This is a genomic window from Azospirillum oleiclasticum, from assembly GCF_013423485.1.
In the GTDB taxonomy this organism is placed as follows: domain Bacteria; phylum Pseudomonadota; class Alphaproteobacteria; order Azospirillales; family Azospirillaceae; genus Azospirillum; species Azospirillum oleiclasticum.
This window is the reverse complement of sequence record NZ_JABFFR010000028.1, coordinates 144381-161431: the sequence shown is the minus strand read 5'-3', so window position 1 is coordinate 161431 and position 17051 is coordinate 144381. Positions and strand designations below refer to the sequence as shown.

Genomic DNA, 17051 nt, shown 5'->3' with positions numbered 1-17051 from the left:
CGAAGGCGTTCACCGCCTCGTCGACGATGGCCCAGGCGGCGCGCGCCGCCGCCTCCCGCCCCACCCGGCCGGCGAGCGCCACACGCTCCAGATCGGCAAGATCGTAGACGAAGGCCTCGCGCAGATCGGCCACCCCCGGCTCCACGTCGGCCGGCACGCCGGTGTCCACCACGAAGACCGGGCGGCGCCGGCGGCGTCTCATCGCCGCGTCCATCATCGCGCCCGTCAGCACATAGCGGCCGAGCCCGACCGCCGCCACCACGATGTCGGCGGTGGGCAGCGCCTGCTCCAGATCGTCCCAGCGGACGAAGTGGCCGCCCGTCCGGCGGGCCGCCGCCTCCGCCCGGCGGTCCACGGGGGCGGCGACCGTCACCCGCTCCAGCCCGGCCTCGCGCAGACCGTCCAGCACCATCGCCCCCATGTCCCCGGTGCCGAGCACCAGGGCGGAGACACGCTTCAGATCGCCGTGCACGTCGCGGGCGACCTGGACCGCCGCGGCGACGATGGAGGTAGCGCCCTCGGCGATCGGCGTTTCGCTGCGCACGCGCTTGGCGGTGGCGTAGGCGGCCTGCAGCTCGGCCTCCAGCTCCGGCCCGGTCAGGCCGGCCGAGGACGCCATGCGGTGGGCGGCCTTGACCTGCCCCAGCACATGCGGCTCCCCCACCACCTGGCTGTCCAGCGAGCAGGCGACGGCGAAGAGATGGCGCACCGCGGCGGCACCCGTCAGGGTGAAAAGCTGGCCCGACAAGTCCGCCGCTTCCAGCCCGGCGCGCTCGGCCATGCATCCGGCGGCGGCCAGCGCCGCTTCCAGCGGGCGGCTGTGGGCGGCGTGCAGCTCGACCCGGTCGCAGGTGCTGAGCCACAGCGCCTGGTCGAAGCCGAGACCGCGCAGGCGCTCCAGCAGCTCCGGCGTCTCGACCTCCTCGGTCGCGAGCCGGTCGCGCAGTGCGCCCGAACTGGTCCGGTGATTGGCGCCGATGACGAAATAGCTGGTGATCACGCCGCAACCCGCTGCCGCGGCTCAGTCAGCCGTGCGAACCCCGGCGCCGCGGGATGGAACCCCGTTCACACATGACCACAGATGGATGCGGGTCAACAAGCACAAAGCCGCGTCACTCGGCGGCCACCACGGTATCCCCCGCCGTCTCCGCGGCCTCGGCGGCGGCCTTGGCGGCTTCCAGCTCGGCGGCCTTCCGCTCGACCAGCGAGACGAGGTGGCCGACGATCTCCTCGTTCTGCAGGCGGTGGTGCGGCTGGCCGGCGATGTAGACCTGGTGCACGCCGTTGCCGCCGCCGGTGAAGCCGATGTCGGTCTCCCGCGCCTCGCCGGGGCCGTTGACGATGCAGCCGATCACCGACACCGTCATCGGCGTGGTGATGTGGGCGAGGCGCTGCTCCAGCACCTCCACCGTCCTGATGACGTCGAAGCGCTGGCGGGCGCAGGACGGGCAGGAGATGACCGTCACCCCGCGCCGCCGCAGCCCCAGCGTCTTCAGCATGTCGTAGCCGACCAGCACCTCCTCCGTCGGGTCGGCCGACAGCGACACGCGGATGGTGTCGCCGATGCCCGACCACAGCAGCATGCCGAGCCCGATGGACGACTTCACGGTGCCGGCGCGCAGGCCGCCCGCTTCGGTGATGCCGATGTGCAGTGGGTAGTCGCAGGCCTCTGCCAAGCCCTGATAAGCGGCGACGGCGAGGAACACGTCGGACGCCTTGACCGAGATCTTGAACTCCCGGAAGTCGTGGTCCTCCAGGATCTTCGCGTGGTCAAGCGCGCTCTCCACCATCGCCTCGGGGCAGGGCTCGCCGTATTTCTCCAGCAGGTCCTGCTCCAGCGAGCCGGCGTTGACGCCGATGCGCATGGAACAGCCATGGTCCTTGGCGGCCTTCACCACCTCGCGCACGCGGTCGGCGGAGCCGATGTTGCCGGGGTTGATGCGCAGGCAGGCCGCCCCAGCCTGCGCCGCCTCGATGGCGCGCTTGTAGTGGAAATGGATGTCGGCGACGACCGGCACGTTGACCTGCCGCACGATCTCCTTCAGCGCCTGCGTCGATTCCACGTCGGGGCAGGAGACGCGCACGATGTCCGCCCCCACCCGCTCGGCCGCCAGGATCTGCTCCACCGTCGCCTTCACGTCGGGGGTCGGCGTGTTGGTCATCGTCTGCACCGAGATCGGTGCATCGCCGCCGACCAGCACGTTGCCGACGCGGATCTGGCGGGACTTGCGGCGGTGGATCTGACGGTAGGGGCGGACACTGCTCATGGGCTTGGCCTTCGGGCGGTCACCGGGGACGGGCGCGTTATAGCGCACACGCGCCCAGCCCAGAAGTGCGTATGGCGGGCGGGCTTGGCAAGGGTTCAGCGGGGCATGCCGTCCCCGCGCTCGTACAAGGTCACCGCCTCGTTCAGCGCCGGCCCGTAGAAGGAATGCCCTGACGCCAGCAGGCGTTCGAGGCGGTCGGCCGTAACCGTGACCACGTCCAGCCGCTCGGCATGGGGAAGGTCGCGGCCATCGAAGGCGACTCCGTCGTCGGTCGTCACCAGCAGGTCGATGTCGGAACGGCCGTCGAAGTCGCCGCGCGCCCAGGACCCGAACAGGCGGACGACGCGGACGCCGTGGGGCGGGGCGGCGGCAAGGGTCGTACGCAGCGCATCGATGAGTTCGGCTCGCCGTCTCCGGCGCACCGCCATGGCGCGTTCAGAGAGGAGGAGCGGAACAGACATCGCGTGTCACCATCGTCAACATGCGTTCAGCGGCGGCGATGGCGCCCTCTGCCTGCGACCGGGTCATCGAATCGGTCGGCGCCACGGCTTCGTCGCCGACCGGATAGCGCGCAAGTGTGTTGAATTGGGTCAGTATGCGAGCGTCGTCCAACAACGCGGGGTCTTTCGCTAGACCCGCCTCGCGATTCAGGCGATCGAGGAGAGCCGCCAGATTGTGACCCCAGATCGCCTCCGCACCCAAGGCGATGAGGCCGGCCTTGAGCGCCTTCTCACCAGCTTGAGAAGCCGCGTAACAGGCCCATTCGTAGCGTCCGGCGGCATGCGAATCCTGCGCCTGGGCAAGATCGCTCGTCGCCTGCCGCAGCCACGCCGTTGCGCGATCCATGACCATCGATCCCTCCGCACGCCACAATGGGCCACGGCGCCCTGGCCTGTCAAAACCTGTTCCACAACGCAACGAAGCCCCCGGCGCAATGCGCTGGGGGCTTCATGCGGTTGCGCTTAGGCTTCCGTGATCCTGACGTCGGTCAGGCAAGTTGATCCGAAGATGTGTTGACGGCTTTCGTTACCGTCACCGAACATGCGCAGGCGGAGTCATGACAGTTATCACCCTCCAAGCTACGGAATGACTGGTTCTCATCAACCTCCGGCCGGTGCCAGAGTTCTCGGATGTGTCTTGCCGTGTTCACCTCGACCGTTCGTTCTATGGATGGAAGCGTGCTCCTCTTCGCGGACACTGTCAAGGGGGTGAGAGTCACGGAACCGTCTTACAGCGACACCCCCCGCGCCATCACCGAAGCCAGCCGGCGGGCGAAGGCGGCGGGGTCGGGAAGGGGCTCGCCCTCGACGATGCGGGCCTGGTCGAGCAGCAGCCACGCAGCGTCGTCCAGCCCGGTCGCAGCCCCCTCCCGCGTCGCCAGCTCGCCCAGCCGCTTGATCAGCGGGTGGCCGGGGTTGACCTCCAGGATGCGCTTGGACGGCCCCATGCCCATGCCGAGCTGCTTGTGCTGCTTCAACAGCCGCTCCAGATGCATGTCCATGTCGTTGTCGTCGGCGACGAGGCAGACGGCGCTGTCGGTCAGGCGTTCGGACTTGCGGACGTCCTTCACCTCCTCGCCCAGCGCCAGCTTCAGCAGCGCCAGCAGGTCGGTCAGCCCGCCCTCGGCCGGCGTCTCCTCCGGCTTGTCTTCGGGCTTGTCGGCGGCCTTGATCTTGCCGAGCTCGGCCCCACCGCGGGTGACGGACTTGAAGGGCTTCTCCTTGTAGGCACCGACGGCGGGCACCCAGAACTCGTCCACCGCGTCGGTCAGCAGCAGAACCTCCACGCCCTTGGCGCGGAAGCCCTCGAGCTGCGGGCTCTTCAGCAGGCTGTCGATGTCGTCGCCGGAGATGGTGAAGATCGCCTCCTGCCCCTCCTTCATGCGGCCGACATACTCCTCCAGAGACACCAGACCGTCGCCGGCGGTGGTGCGGAAGCGCATCAGCTTCAACAGATCGTCGCGGTGCTCGTAGTCGTCGTAGACGCCTTCCTTCAGCACCGCGCCGAAATTCTCCCAGAAGCCCTCATAGGCCTCCTTGGATTCGGCGTCGTTCGCCTTGCGGTTCAGCTCCGACAGCACGCGCCGCACGATGCCGGAGCGGATCTTCGCCAGCATCGGGTTGTGCTGGAGCATCTCGCGGCTGATGTTGAGCGGCAGATCCTCGCTGTCCACCACCCCCTTCAGGAAGCGCAGGTAAGGCGGCAGCAGCCCCTCCGCCCCCTCGGTGATGAAGACGCGGCGGACGTAGAGCTTCACCCGGTGCGCGCGCTTGGGGTCGAACAGGTCGAAAGGCTTGGAGGTCGGGACGAACAGCAGGTTCGTGTACTCGATGGCGCCCTCGGCCCGCCAGTGCAGGGTCAGCCACGGGTCGTCGAAGGCGTGGCCGACGTGGTGATAGAACTCCTTGTACTGCTCCGCCGTGACCTCGCTCTTCGAGCGCATCCACAGGGCCGACGCGCTGTTCAGCGTCTTGGCCTCGTCACCCTCGCCGAACAGGATGGGAAGGGCGATGTGGTCGGAATACTTGCGGACGATGGCGGAGAGGCGGTGCTCCTCCAGATACTCGTCGTCGCCGTCGCGCAGGTGCAGGGTCACGCGGGTGCCACGGGCGGCGTCCGCCGCCTCGCCCACGGTGAACTCGCCCTTGCCGTCGCTTTCCCAGCGCCAGCCTTGGCTTTCCCCGGCTTTGCGGGTGGTGACGGTGACGCGGTCGGCGACCATGAAAGCGGAGTAGAAGCCGACGCCGAACTGGCCGATCAGGCTGACGTCCTTCTTGGCGTCGCCGCTGAGCTGGCGCAGGAAGGCGCCGGTGCCGGACCTCGCGATGGTGCCGAGATTCTCGACCAGATCCTCCCGGTTCATGCCGATCCCGTTGTCGGCGACCGTGAGGGTGCGCGCGTCCTTGTCAACGATCAGCCGCACCTTGAGCGCCGGGTCGTCAGCCGACAGCTCGGGCTGGGTAAGCGCGGCGTAGCGGAGCCGGTCGCAGGCGTCGGAAGCGTTGGAGACCAGCTCCCGCAGGAAGACCTCCTTCTCGCTGTAGAGCGAGTGCGCGACGATGTCGAGCAGGCGGCTGACCTCGGCCTGAAAACTGAGCCGTTCCTCGGTCATCGGTTCACCATCTTGTCCGTGGTTGCAACATCAGGGGGTTCGAACGGCGCAGATATGTGCAAAAGGCGCCGTTGTGCAACCCCCCGGATCGCCCGCTCCGCCCACTGCGGCGGAGCGGCGCAGCCACGGACCCGCCGTCAGGGCTTCAGGCCACCCCGCGGTCCCTGCTGGGGCTGGGGTTGGGGCTGGCCGGAGCCCATGCCCAGCAGCGGCATCATGTCGGCGCCGTTCAGCAGGAACTGGCCCTCCTGCGTCACGTCGATCTTGTAGGTGCGCTGCTCGCGCCCCTGGGCGTCGCGGCCCTGCTGGCCCAGCGCCTGGAGCATGGTGAGCACCCCCAGCGTCTCCTGCACCGACGGGTCGGGCTTCTTTCCCGGCTTGGGCTGGAGCTGCTTCACCGCCGCGTCCAGCCCGCGCACGGTCACCACCACACCCCCGGTCGCGCCGAACGCCGCACCCTGGGTGAACTGGCCGGCACCGGTGACGCTGGCGGCGGCGATCGGCAGGTTCAGGTCGAGCGTGTCGATGCGCAGCTCCGTCCCCGCCTGGGTCAGGGCGGCCAGGGCCGGGCCGGTGGGATCACCGGCGCCGCCGGGAGCGGCGACCATGTCGTTGGCGACGCCCATCAGCACCTCGGCCGGGATGCGGTTGAGCGAGATCTGGATGGCGAGGCTGTCCGGCATCAGCTCCGCCGGACCCGGCGTCGGATCGATGCCAAGGCCGCGCCCGTCCAGCCCGAGGGTGACGGTGGCGACGGCACGGTCGAGATCCTCGACCCCGCCACGCATGGAGAACTGGCCGATGGTCACCGTGCTGTCGGAATCGGGGTCGTAGACGGAGACGTCCACCGCGCGCATCCGCATGGTGGCGCCGCCGAGGATGCCCCGCATCGCCTCCAGCACCGCGGCGGGCGACGGATCCCGCTTGGTCCTGGCCGCCTGTTCCGCCATTTCGGTGATGCGGGCGACCTTGGCGAGGTCCAGGCGGGTGTAGACACCCTCCATCGTCAGCCCGCCGAGCGACATGTACTCGTCCCCTTCCGAATCGGTCACCGACAGGTTGCTGACGGCGATGGCCGCCGGGCCGCTGAACACCGATCCGCCGTCGGGGCGCAGATCCTGGGTGACGGAGACGGAGCCCAGCGTCATCTCGACGTCCTCTTCCGCCGCCGTCAGCTTGAGGTCGCCGAGGGCGGCGTCCACCGACAGGAAGTTCTGGAAAGCCGCCGACCACACGCCCTTGAGCTGCTGGCGCCCGAGCGAGATGGTCGCCTGCACGTCGTTGCCCTTGCGCAAGGTGTAGGTGCTGGGCAGCGTCGCCGTCAGGCCGTAGCTGCGGTCGGGCAGCGGCGTCACCTCGGCCCGGATGGCGCCGACGTCGAGCCGGCTGCCGTCCTTGTCCTTGACCGCGAAGGCCGGCAGCGCCACCGCGTAGCGGTCGCCGCTCGGCATCACCAGGGGATCGCCCTGGAACTCCACCGCCGGGCCGTCGGGCGACTGCAGCCACTGCACCAGCCCCTCCTTGAGCAGCTTCGCCACCTCCTGCGCGCCCTCGGGCGTCACCGGCGGGGCGGGCTGGCCCTGGGCCAGGGCGGGGACCGACGCCGAGGCCAGCAGCACGGCAAGGGCGATGGCGGCGGCGGGGTGCTGCGACGGGCGGTTCATCGGTTCCTCTCGGGGAAGGGCGTCGGTGCCGGCACCGGGCCGGCGACCGGCAGTAAAGCGCGATACGCGGGCCGGGTCCACTGGTGCGGCGCACGGCCACCCTCCCGCTTGCATTGTACCCCGGTCGGTCCAATGCTTAGGCCCATGACAACCCTGTTCACCCCGTCCGGGGCGGGGGCCGCCGGGAGCCGCGTGGTCGCGGTGCTCGGGCCGACGAACACCGGCAAGACCCACCTGGCCATCGAGCGGATGCTCGGCCACCGCACGGGCATGATCGGGTTTCCGCTGCGGCTTCTCGCGCGCGAGAACTACGACCGCATCGTCACCATCAAGGGCCGCAACGCCGTGGCACTGGTGACGGGGGAGGAGAAGATCCTGCCGCCCAACCCGTCCTACTGGGTCTGCACCGTCGAATCGATGCCGCTCGACCGGCCGGTGGATTTCCTGGCGGTGGACGAGATCCAGCTCTGCGCCGATCCCGAGCGCGGCCACATCTTCACCGACCGGCTGCTCAACGCCCGCGGCCTGGTCGAGACCATGGTGCTGGGCTCCGACATCATCCAGCCGCTGATCCGCCGGCTGGTGCCGCGCTGCGAGTTCATCAGCCGCCCGCGCTTCTCCAAGCTGACCTACGCCGGCCACAAGAAGCTGACCCGGCTGCCGCCGCGAAGCTGCGTCGTCGCCTTCTCCGCCACCGACGTCTACGCCATGGCGGAGCTGATCCGCCGCCAGCGCGGCGGCACCGCCGTGGTGCTGGGGGCGCTCAGCCCACGCACCCGCAACGCCCAGGTCGGGCTCTACCAGGCGGGGGAGGTCGACTACCTCGTCGCCACCGACGCCATCGGCATGGGCCTGAACATGGATGTGGACCATGTGGCCTTCGCCCGGCTGGTGAAGTTCGACGGCATCGCGCCGCGCCGGCTGCGCCCGACCGAGGTGGCGCAGATCGCCGGCCGCGCCGGCCGCTACATGCGCGACGGCACCTTCGGCACCACCGACCAGACCGGCGAGCTGGAGCCGGACCTCGTGCAGCGGGTGGAGAACCACGAGTTCGAGACGCTGAAGGCGCTGATGTGGCGCAACAGCGCGCTGCGCTTCGAGACGCCGGGCTTCCTGCTGAAGTCGCTGGAGGAGCGCGCGCCCATCGCCGAGCTGATCCGCGCGCGCGAGGCCGACGACCATCTGGCGCTGCAGGCGCTGGTGCGCGACCACGAGGTGATGGATCTCGCCCGCGGCAGGGCGGCGGTGCAGCAGCTCTGGGAGGTCTGCCAGATCCCCGACTTCCGCAAGGTGCTGTCGGACGCCCACACCCGGCTGCTCGGCCAGATCTATCGCGCGCTGATGACCGGCCCCCGCGTGCTGGCCGAGGACTGGACCGCCAAGCAGATCGCCAACCTCGACCGGACGGAGGGGGACATCGACGCGCTGGTGGCGCGCATCGCCCACATCCGCACCTGGACCTACATCTCGCACCGCCCGTCCTGGCTGAAGGACCCGCTGCACTGGCAGGAGCGCACCCGCGCCATCGAGGACAAGCTGTCCGATGCCCTGCACGAGCGGCTGACCCAGCGCTTCATCGACCGCCGCTCCGCCGTGCTCGCCCGCACCCTTGCCGAGGGGCGGGACCTGCTGGGCGGGGTGCGGGCCGACGGCGCGGTGGTGGTGGAGGGGCACACGGTCGGCCGGCTGGAAGGCTTCCGCTTCGTTCCCGACGCCCCCGACCGCTCCGACGAGGCCAAGGCCCTGCTGACCGCCGCCCGCCGCGCGTTGCGCGACGAGATCGGCAACCGCCTGCGCACGCTGGAGGGCGATCCGGACGAGGCCTTCGCCCTCGGCCCCGACGGGTCGTTGAGCTGGACCGGCGTTCCGGTGGCGCGGCTGGCGGCGGGGGCGTCGGTGCTGGCGCCGGTGGTGGCGCCGCTGCCGGAAGCCTTGCTCGACCAGCCGCAGTCCGACCGGGTGCGGGCGCGGCTGGAGCGCTGGGTGAAGGCGCACATCGCCCACCGGCTGCGGCCGCTGTTCGCGCTGTCCGAGGCCAAGGACCTCGGTGGCCCGGCGCGCGGCCTCGCCTTCCAGCTCATCGAGGCGCTGGGCACCCTGCCGCGGGCGCCGGTGAGCGGGCTGGCGGACCTGCTGGAGAAGGAGGACCGCAAGGCGCTGTGGAAGCACGGGGTCCGGCTGGGCTTCCGTCATGTCTATCTGCCGGCGCTGGCCAAGCCGGCGGCGGTGGCGCTGCGCGGGCTGCTGTGGGCGGTGCACGCCGGGATGGCGCTGCCGCCCCCGGTGCCGGCCCCCGGCCGCGTCTCGGTTCCCGCCGACCCCACCGTGCCGGCCGGCTTCTGGGAGGCCATCGGTTATCCCGCCGCGGGGCCGCTGGCGGTTCGCGTCGACATGCTGGACCGGCTGGAGCACACGATGATGGAGCGTGCCAAGCCTGCCGCCCCCGACGCCCCGCCCCCGCCGCCGCTCGGTCCCCTTCTGGGCGTGGCCGAGGAGGAGGCGGAGGCGGTGCTGGGCGCCATCGGCTACACCCGCCACGTCGCCGAGGACGGGGCCGTGACCTGGAGCCGCCGCCGTCCCGCCCCACGCCGCGACCGCCGCCACAAGCCGGCCGCGCCCGACCACCCCTTCGCGAAACTCCGGCAGCTCCAGGGAACCGGCTGAATGGCATTCCAGGACGAGCGCGACGACACCCCCGACGACGGCCTCCCCGACCCCGGCGCCGGCCGGCTGCGGCTCGACAAGTGGCTGTGGTACGCGCGCTTCCTGAAGACCCGCAGCCTCGCCGCGAAGCTGTGCGCCAGCGGCGCGCTGCGCTGCTCCGGCACCGTCGTGACCAAGGCCCACCACGCGGTGAAGCCCGGCGACGTCCTGACCTTCCCGCAGGGCCGCCACATCCGCGTCATCCGCATCCGCGCGCTGGGCCTCCGCCGCGGCCCCGCTCCGGAGGCCCAGACCCTCTACGAGGACCTGTCCCCCCCGGCACCGGAGACCGCCCTGCCCCACGGCGGCGGCGAACGCCCCACCAAGCGCGACCGCCGCGCTCTGGAGCGGCTGCGGGGGGAGGAGTAGGCGCCCCGTCCGGGCCGCACACAGGCCCGCGCCACCATTGAACTTGCCCGCGGTCAAGCTCATGTTGCGCTGCAATCCCGCGCCGGAGGGGCCGGTTCCGGTGTTTCATCCGGAACGCGTCGCCGACGCACCACCGGAGTTCCGACCGCCGCCATGCTCGACCTTCTCGCCGACCCGCAGGCGTGGGCCAGCCTGCTGACCCTGACCGCGCTCGAAATCGTGCTCGGGATCGACAACATCATCTTCATCAGCATCATGGCGTCGAAGCTGCCGGCGCACCAGCAGCACCGGGCGCGTCAGGTGGGGCTGGCGCTGGCGCTGATCACGCGGCTGATGCTGCTGGCCTCCATCGCCTGGGTGGCGACGCTGACCCGGCCGCTGTTCGAGATCCTGGGGCACGGGGTGTCGGGGCGCGACCTGATCCTGATCCTCGGCGGGCTGTTCCTGCTGGCCAAGGGCACCATGGAGATCCACCACACGGTGGAGGGCCAGGAGGAGGCCGGCGTTGCCAAGGCGGTGGCGACCTTCGGCGGGGTGGTCTTCCAGATCATGCTGCTCGACGTCGTCTTCTCGCTGGACAGCGTGATCACCGCGGTCGGCATGGCGCAGCACATCGAGGTGATGGTGACCGCGGTGGTGATCGCCATGGCGGTGATGCTGTTCGCCGCCGGGCCGGTGGGCGATTTCGTGAACCGGCACCAGACGGTGAAGATGCTGGCGCTGTCCTTCCTGCTGCTGGTCGGCGTGGCGCTGGTGGCGGACGGGATGGGCTTCCACATCCCGAAGGGCTACCTGTACTTCGCCATCGCCTTCTCGGCGCTGGTCGAATCGCTCAACCTGATCGCCGCCGGCCGGCGCAAGAGGGCGAAGGCGGCGCAGGGATGAGGATAAGGCTGCGGCTGCCCGGGCGGGGCCGTGTGCGCCTGCCCATCGCCGCGATCCTGGTCGGCGGCTTCGGCACGCTCATGCTGCTTGCGGTGGCGAGCGTGCTGGCGCTGGGCCTGACCAGCGCCACCCAGAACACCTACACGCTGCTGGGCGACAAGGCGTCGCTGATCCTGGCGAACGTCGAGGTGCGGGTCCGCCACCAGCTCGACCCGGCCGCCAACGCCGCGCGCTTCCTGGCCGGGCTGGTGGAGCGGGGCGAGCTGGACCCCACCGATCACCAGCGCCTGTTCGACACCGTGCGGGGCACGCTGGCCGGCATTCCGGACGTGACCGGCGTCGGCTTCGTCCGGGCGGACCTGACCGGCACCCGTGCCACCCGCGTCGACGGCAGCCTGCGCACCGAATCGATCGACCTCCGCACGGTCAAGGATCTGCAGCCGGAATGGCGCAACGGTCCCGACCGCGTCACCCCGGTCTGGCTCGATCCGATCTGGTCGAAGGAGTTCGGGACCAGCCTGCTGATCCTGCTCCAGCCGGTGCGGCGGGACGGGCGTTATCTCGGGCAGGTGGCGATCGGGGTGTCGCTGCACGACCTGTCCCGTTTCCTGTCCGCCTATTATGTGGAGCAGGGCATCAACGCCTTCGTGCTCTACGACAACGAGCATGTGTTGGCCCATTCCACGCTGGGCGCGCGGAAATTCGACTTTTCCGGTCGCTCCAACGGGCCGCCGCTGCCGCGCATCGACCAGATGGACGATCCCGCACTGGCCGCCCTGTGGTCCAAGGGCAGGACCTTCGAGGTGGAGGCCCATCGCATCGAGGGGCGGGTGGTGTCCGTGGCCGGCGAGGAGCATCTGATGCTGCTGCGCCGCATGTCCGGATACGGCCAGCAGGACTGGCTGGTCGGTGTCACCTTCCGCGAGTCGGAGGTGAACCAGGAGCTGAAGCGGCTCGACGTCACCGCCGCCACCGGCATCGGCATCCTGCTGATCTCGGTGGGGGCGGCACTGTTCGTCGGCCGGCGCATCAGCCGGCAGATCGCCCGCCTGTCGGACGCCGCCGACCGCATCCGTGCCTTCGAGTTCCGCGCCGTCCCCGACATTCCCGACAGCCGCGTGCGCGAGCTGGCGCGCGCCGCCACCGCCTTCAACAGCATGGTGGCGGGGCTGCGCTGGTTCGAGACCTATGTGCCGAAGGCGCTGGTGCTGCGGCTGATGCACCGCAGCGGCCAGAGCATGACCCTGCTGTCGGAGGAGCGGGCGGTGACCGTGATGTTCACCGACATCCGCGGCTTCTCGGCGCTGGCCGAGCATATGGGGGCGGCGGAGACGGCGGCCCTGCTGAACGCCCATTTCACCCAGCTCGCCGACTGCATCGAGGCGGAGGGCGGCACGGTGGACAAGTTCATCGGCGACGCCATCATGGCCTTCTGGGGCGCGCCGGACGAGCAGGCGGACCATGCCGCGCGGGCTCTGCGCGCCGGCCGGGCGATCGCCCGGGCGATCGCCGCCGACAACCGGCGGCGCACGGGTGCCGGTCTGCCGCCGATCCGCGTGCGCATCGGCATGCATTCGGGCATGGCCGTGGTGGGCAACATCGGCTCGGCCAGCCGCATCAACTACACCATGGTCGGCGACACCGTGAACGTGGCCGCACGGGTCGAGGAACTGGCCTCCCGCATCCAGGGTGACGACGAGGTGATCGTGCTGGCGAGCGGCACCACCGCGCACAGCGCCGGCGACGCCGTGCCGATGACCTGCATCGGGCACCGGGCGCTGCGCGGCCGCAATGGCACGTGCGAAATCTGGCGGGTGGCCACGGACGAAGCGGTCACGCCGCCGGATGCCCCCGCGGCGTGACCGCTCCGCCCGCCAGGCGGACCTGGGCGACGGGATGCCCGGTCAGGCGTCGACCAGAAGCTCGTCGAAAGCCGACACCCGTTTCAGCATGGACTGGCGGAGCTTCAGCAGCGCACGGTGCTCCAGCTGGCGCACCCGCTCCTTGCTGACACCCAGTTCGCGGCCCAGCTCCTCCAGCGTCGCCCCCTCCTCGCGCAGCCGGCGTTCCTGGATGATGGTGCGTTCGCGCGGGCTCAACTCGCCCAGCGCGTCGGCCAGCCACTGCGACCGGGTGGTCGAGTCGCGCATGCCGATGACCACATCCTCCGGCGACGGGCGTTGGTCGGCCAGGAAGTCCTGCCAGTCCTCGTCGGACCCGTCGGCGACGGGGGAGTTCAGCGACTGGTCGCTGGCGGCCAGCCGCATCTCCATCGCCTCCACGTCGGCGATGTCGACCTGGAGCTCCTCGGCGATCCAGGCGCGGCCTTCCCGCGTCAGTCCCTGGCCCTGGGTCGCGTTCTCGATCCGGGCGCGCAGGCGGCGCAGGTTGAAGAACAGCGATTTCTGCGCGGCGGTGGTGCCGGTGCGGACGATCGACCAGTTGCGCAGGATGTAGTCCTGCATGGCCGAGCGGATCCACCACGCGGCGTAGGTGGAGAAACGCACCTCGCGGTCGGGTTCGAAGCGGCTGGCGGCCTGCATCAGCCCGACATTGCCCTCCTGCACCAGGTCGCCCATCGGCAGGCCATAGTTGCGAAAGCGTGACGCGGTCGCGACGACCAGCCGGGTGTAGGCGCGCACCAGACTGTGCAGCGCCTTTTCGTCCGCGCCCTCCCGCCATTTGCGGGCCAATTCGAATTCATGGTCGCGAGTCAGCAAAGGCTCGCGCATCGAGGCCTTGATGAAGCTCAGATTGGCCTTCTGTGTCTCTGGATCATCGATATAAGCCATCCGTCCCTTCCCTTCCCGTCTGGGCGGTCGCTTTCCATCACTTTCATGCGCCCGTTCAGCGTCTCTTTCGAGGTCAACAGCGTTTCGTCCGCGCTTGTTGCCTGTTCATACGATGCACACCGGTGGTTCGGATCACCCCACCAAAGCACTATACATCGGTTTCGAGTCGAAACAGAAGACACACGCGATCACAGCTGCGCGAGCGGCGCTTCACCGGGTCATGGATCGGGGGTCGGAGAGGCCACGGAACGTCCGGCAAACCGCCTCACGCGGTCAGTCCACCGCACGAGGGTGCGATGGAGCCGGCAATCAAGGCGCTGATCGATCATCGGCTTTCCGCGGAACAATCACCGCATCATCAGAGCGAACACGCCCCAACCCAGATATTCCCGTGTGCAGGTGGCGTAACGCACGGGTTCCACGGTCAGTCTGTCTCGAACCTCACCCACGAGTTCATCGTCGGGATTGGCGTCCAGCCATCGCCGCATGGTGAGCCATTTGGCCGCCTCGTACCGATCCCAGCCGTCCTGATCGGCAAGGACCATCTCGACGACGTCGCAGCCGAGCCGCCCGAACGACGCGAGAAGGTCCGGAAGCAGGAGGAAATCGGCGATCGAGTTGGCAAGGCACCCCCTGGCGACATCCTCCGTCGGCGGTGACTTCCGCCAAAAGGGCTCGCCGACGAGGATGATCCCTCCCGGGCGCAGGCTCCGTCCCAGAAGCCCGATGGTGCCGGCGACTCCGCCACCGATCCAGGTGGCGCCGACACAAGCCGCCACATCGGCCTTCTCGTCGGCGACATACCCGGCTGCGTCGCCATGGATGAACGCGACCCGGTCGGCGACGCCGAGTTCCACGGCACGGAGTCTCGCCTGTTCGGTGAACAACCGGCACATGTCGATGCCGGTGCCGGTGATGCCGTGATCGCGCGCCCACGTGCACAGCATCTCCCCCGAGCCGCAGCCGAGGTCGAGCACCCGGGTTCCCGCCTCCATACGCAGCGCCGCACCGAGCGTGGCGAGCTTATCGGGCGTGATCGGGTTGTGGATGCGGTGGGCGCTTTCGGTGATGGTGAATATCCGCGGGATGTCCACTGTGACCATATCCTTCTCGACGGCGATGGTGCGCGACGTCATGGGCGCGGCGACCCGGCGCCGATCACCGTTCCGGCTGTCAGACCTGGAACAGGTCCAGGATTTCCCCGGTGGGGGACAGGCAGCCGCAGACAAGATGGCCGCCGAAGCCGCAGCCGCCGTCCAGCGTGGCGGTGAAGTCCGACACCCGCAGGCCCTGTCGGGCCGGATCGAAGCCGCGCACGACGCGGCGGAAGCCGCCATAGGGCTCGTCGATGCGGGCGAAGCCGGCACCGCCCCACCAGAAGCTGTCCCCCTGGTGGCCGAAGGGTCGACTCGGATCGACGCCGGCGCTCACCAGCAGCACGCCGCCGGCCTCCGTCGGGCCGGCGTGGGCGGCGCGGCGGAGCGCGCTGAACAGGTTCTCGTGACCGGGATGGGCCTGCATGGCGGCGCGCATCGACTGGGTCCAGCGGCCGGTCGCCATCGCCCCGCCACGGGCCGACGCCATGCCCAGCTCCGCCAGCCCGCCATAGGCGGCGAGCGTCGGGGCGACGCCCTGGCGCAGCATCCAGTCGAACACCTCGCCGGGGTTGGGGGCGAACTGGAGCTGCAGCAGCTTCTGCCACATCTCCTCCTGCCCGCCGCGCAGATAGACGACGTCGCCGGCCATGGCACCTTGTGCCGCCAGGACGGCGCGCCGGAAGGCGAGCAGCGTGTCGATGGTCTCGATGACGGCGGTGCCCCAGCCGATCATGTTGCCCAGATAGACGATGCGGTCGCCCGGCTGGAAGCGCGAGGCGATCAGCTCGTGCACGCCGCCGAGGCGATCGATCTGCGCATGGATCGCACCCACGGCCCAGATGCGGCGGGGCCGGCCGAGATCGGCGAACTTGTCGGTTCCTGGCATTGCGCAGCGCCTATGAAAACGGCCCCAGGAGGAACCCCTGGGGCCGAAGTCTAAGCGGCGGTGCCGATCGAAGAAAGGCGAAATCACCGCAATCGCGATGGGGGCGCCACGGCACCCCTTTTTCGCTCAGGCGGCCTTCTGCAGCACCTGCTCCAGACGCTCGGTGGCCTTGAACTCGTCGATCTTCTCGACGGCGGCCAGCTCACGGGCAAGGCGCTCGAGCGCGGCCTGATAGATCTGGCGCTCGCTGTAGGACTGGTCGGACTGGTCGGCGCCGCGGTAGAGATCGCGCACCACCTCGGCGATGGACACCGGGTCGCCCGAGTTGATCTTGGCCTCGTACTCCTGGGCGCGGCGGCTCCACATGGTGCGGCGCACGCGCGAGCGGCCCTGCAGAGTCTCCAGCGCGGTCTTGATCCGGTCCTTGGAGCTGAGACGGCGCAAGCCCGAGTTCCGCGCCTTGGTGACCGGCACCTTCAGCGTCATGCGTTCCTTCTCGAAGGTGATCGCATAGAGCTGGACCTCGAAACCGGCGATGGTGTGGGTCTCGATACCTTCGACGCGGCCGACGCCATGAGCCGGATAGACCACGAAGTCACCGGCCTCGAACTCAAGCTTGTTCGACATGTGGGTTCGCTCTCACTGCTCGCGATCACGCCATTTTGCCGCCCCGGTGGAACGGGACGAAAAAGACCCCGGATCGACCAGCACGCCGCGGGGAGGAGGGTTCCGCAGCGCCGATGGAAGTCACGGGCCTTTGGTCGAAGGGAAGACCGGCAATGGCGCGGAGGCCGGCTCCTCCCACCATTATAGCGATGTTACGACGCAGTTACAAAGGGAGTCCGCGCCGCGCCCGCTGCAAACGGATGCTGCGGCGCGATGGCCGTGCCGTAATTTTTGCATGGCAACATGAACCGCCCGCCGAAGCGGGCGGTTTCAGCGTCAGCCGCCGGGCTTGGGCGAAAAGAACTTCGTGTACTTATCTCCGACACCCTTGTACTCGTCGGCGTCGGGCAGCGAATCCTTCTTGCGGGTCAGGTTCGGCCACTGCGCCGAATACTCGCGGTTCAGCTGCATCCACGCCTCGGCCCGGCCGTCGGTGTCGGGCACGATCGCCTCGGCCGGGCATTCCGGCTCGCACACGCCGCAGTCGATGCATTCGTCGGGGTGGATGACGAGCATGTTCTCCCCCTCGTAGAAGCAATCGACCGGGCACACCTCCACGCAATCCGTGTACTTGCAGCGGATGCAGTCATCCGTAACGACATACGGCATG

General features: G+C 69.6%; 15 protein-coding genes. 4 read left to right on the top strand and 11 right to left on the bottom strand.

The features are described 5' to 3' along the window. From hemA to HL658_RS26010, 6 genes are all read right to left on the bottom strand, one after another. Positions 1 to 1000 (bottom strand): glutamyl-tRNA reductase (gene hemA / locus HL658_RS26035; protein ID WP_180287676.1); only part of this gene is annotated, 1000 nt, incomplete at its 3' end. Positions 1001 to 1112: 112 nt separating this feature from the next. After that, positions 1113 to 2267, bottom strand: coding sequence for a flavodoxin-dependent (E)-4-hydroxy-3-methylbut-2-enyl-diphosphate synthase (gene ispG, locus HL658_RS26030; RefSeq protein WP_180285285.1), 1155 nt, complete (start codon positions 2265 to 2267; stop codon positions 1113 to 1115). 95 nt (positions 2268 to 2362) lie between these two features. Further along, complete coding sequence (locus HL658_RS26025) at positions 2363 to 2728, bottom strand: nucleotidyltransferase domain-containing protein (RefSeq protein ID WP_211109847.1); 366 nt, start codon at positions 2726 to 2728, stop codon at positions 2363 to 2365. Further along, the gene (locus tag HL658_RS26020) at positions 2703 to 3119 is read right to left on the bottom strand and encodes a HEPN domain-containing protein (protein WP_180285286.1); all 417 of its coding nucleotides are present in this window, start codon (positions 3117 to 3119) and stop codon (positions 2703 to 2705) included. The genes HL658_RS26025 and HL658_RS26020 overlap by 26 nt, the downstream gene beginning before the upstream one ends. Before the next feature lie 376 nt (positions 3120 to 3495). Next, positions 3496 to 5379: a molecular chaperone HtpG gene (gene htpG / locus HL658_RS26015; RefSeq protein WP_180285287.1), complete on the bottom strand. Its 1884-nt coding sequence runs from the start codon at positions 5377 to 5379 to the stop codon at positions 3496 to 3498. 137 nt (positions 5380 to 5516) lie between these two features. After that, positions 5517 to 7043 carry a hypothetical protein gene (locus tag HL658_RS26010; RefSeq protein ID WP_180285288.1) on the bottom strand — a complete coding sequence of 509 codons (1527 nt, stop codon included), beginning with the start codon at positions 7041 to 7043 and terminating at the stop codon, positions 5517 to 5519. 144 nt (positions 7044 to 7187) lie between these two features. Here HL658_RS26010 and HL658_RS26005 point away from each other — a divergent pair, with 144 nt between their 5' ends. The 4 genes from HL658_RS26005 (at position 7188) to HL658_RS25990 (ending at position 12862) form a co-directional block, all read left to right on the top strand. After that, positions 7188 to 9707 carry a helicase-related protein gene (locus HL658_RS26005; RefSeq protein WP_180285289.1) on the top strand — a complete coding sequence of 840 codons (2520 nt, stop codon included), beginning with the start codon at positions 7188 to 7190 and terminating at the stop codon, positions 9705 to 9707. Further along, a complete protein-coding gene (locus HL658_RS26000) occupies positions 9708 to 10115 on the top strand; it encodes an RNA-binding S4 domain-containing protein (protein WP_180285290.1) in 408 nt (135 codons plus the stop codon). It begins immediately after the preceding gene. Between the two features lie 153 nt (positions 10116 to 10268). After that, positions 10269 to 11000: a TerC family protein gene (locus HL658_RS25995; protein WP_180285291.1), complete on the top strand. Its 732-nt coding sequence runs from the start codon at positions 10269 to 10271 to the stop codon at positions 10998 to 11000. Then, positions 10997 to 12862 carry an adenylate/guanylate cyclase domain-containing protein gene (locus HL658_RS25990; RefSeq protein WP_180285292.1) on the top strand — a complete coding sequence of 622 codons (1866 nt, stop codon included), beginning with the start codon at positions 10997 to 10999 and terminating at the stop codon, positions 12860 to 12862. The genes HL658_RS25995 and HL658_RS25990 overlap by 4 nt, the downstream gene beginning before the upstream one ends. Before the next feature lie 42 nt (positions 12863 to 12904). On the opposite strand, the gene HL658_RS25985 is transcribed toward HL658_RS25990, so the two are convergent. The 5 genes from HL658_RS25985 to fdxA form a co-directional block, all read right to left on the bottom strand. Further along, the gene (locus HL658_RS25985) at positions 12905 to 13792 is read right to left on the bottom strand and encodes an RNA polymerase factor sigma-32 (RefSeq protein ID WP_180285293.1); all 888 of its coding nucleotides are present in this window, start codon (positions 13790 to 13792) and stop codon (positions 12905 to 12907) included. A 347-nt stretch (positions 13793 to 14139) separates the two neighbouring features. Next, entirely contained in the window at positions 14140 to 14886 is a 747-nt protein-coding gene (locus HL658_RS25980; protein ID WP_180285437.1) for a methyltransferase domain-containing protein, read from the bottom strand. A gap of 79 nt (positions 14887 to 14965) precedes the next feature. Next, positions 14966 to 15775, bottom strand: a complete 810-nt coding sequence (locus HL658_RS25975) for a hypothetical protein (protein ID WP_180285294.1) — start codon at positions 15773 to 15775, stop codon at positions 14966 to 14968. Between the two features lie 126 nt (positions 15776 to 15901). Continuing rightward, on the bottom strand, positions 15902 to 16402 hold the full coding sequence (locus HL658_RS25970; RefSeq protein ID WP_180285295.1) for a CarD family transcriptional regulator: 501 nt from the start codon (positions 16400 to 16402) through the stop codon (positions 15902 to 15904). A 315-nt stretch (positions 16403 to 16717) separates the two neighbouring features. After that, positions 16718 to 17050: a ferredoxin FdxA gene (fdxA, locus tag HL658_RS25965; RefSeq protein WP_180285296.1), complete on the bottom strand. Its 333-nt coding sequence runs from the start codon at positions 17048 to 17050 to the stop codon at positions 16718 to 16720. Position 17051 lies beyond the last annotated feature (1 nt).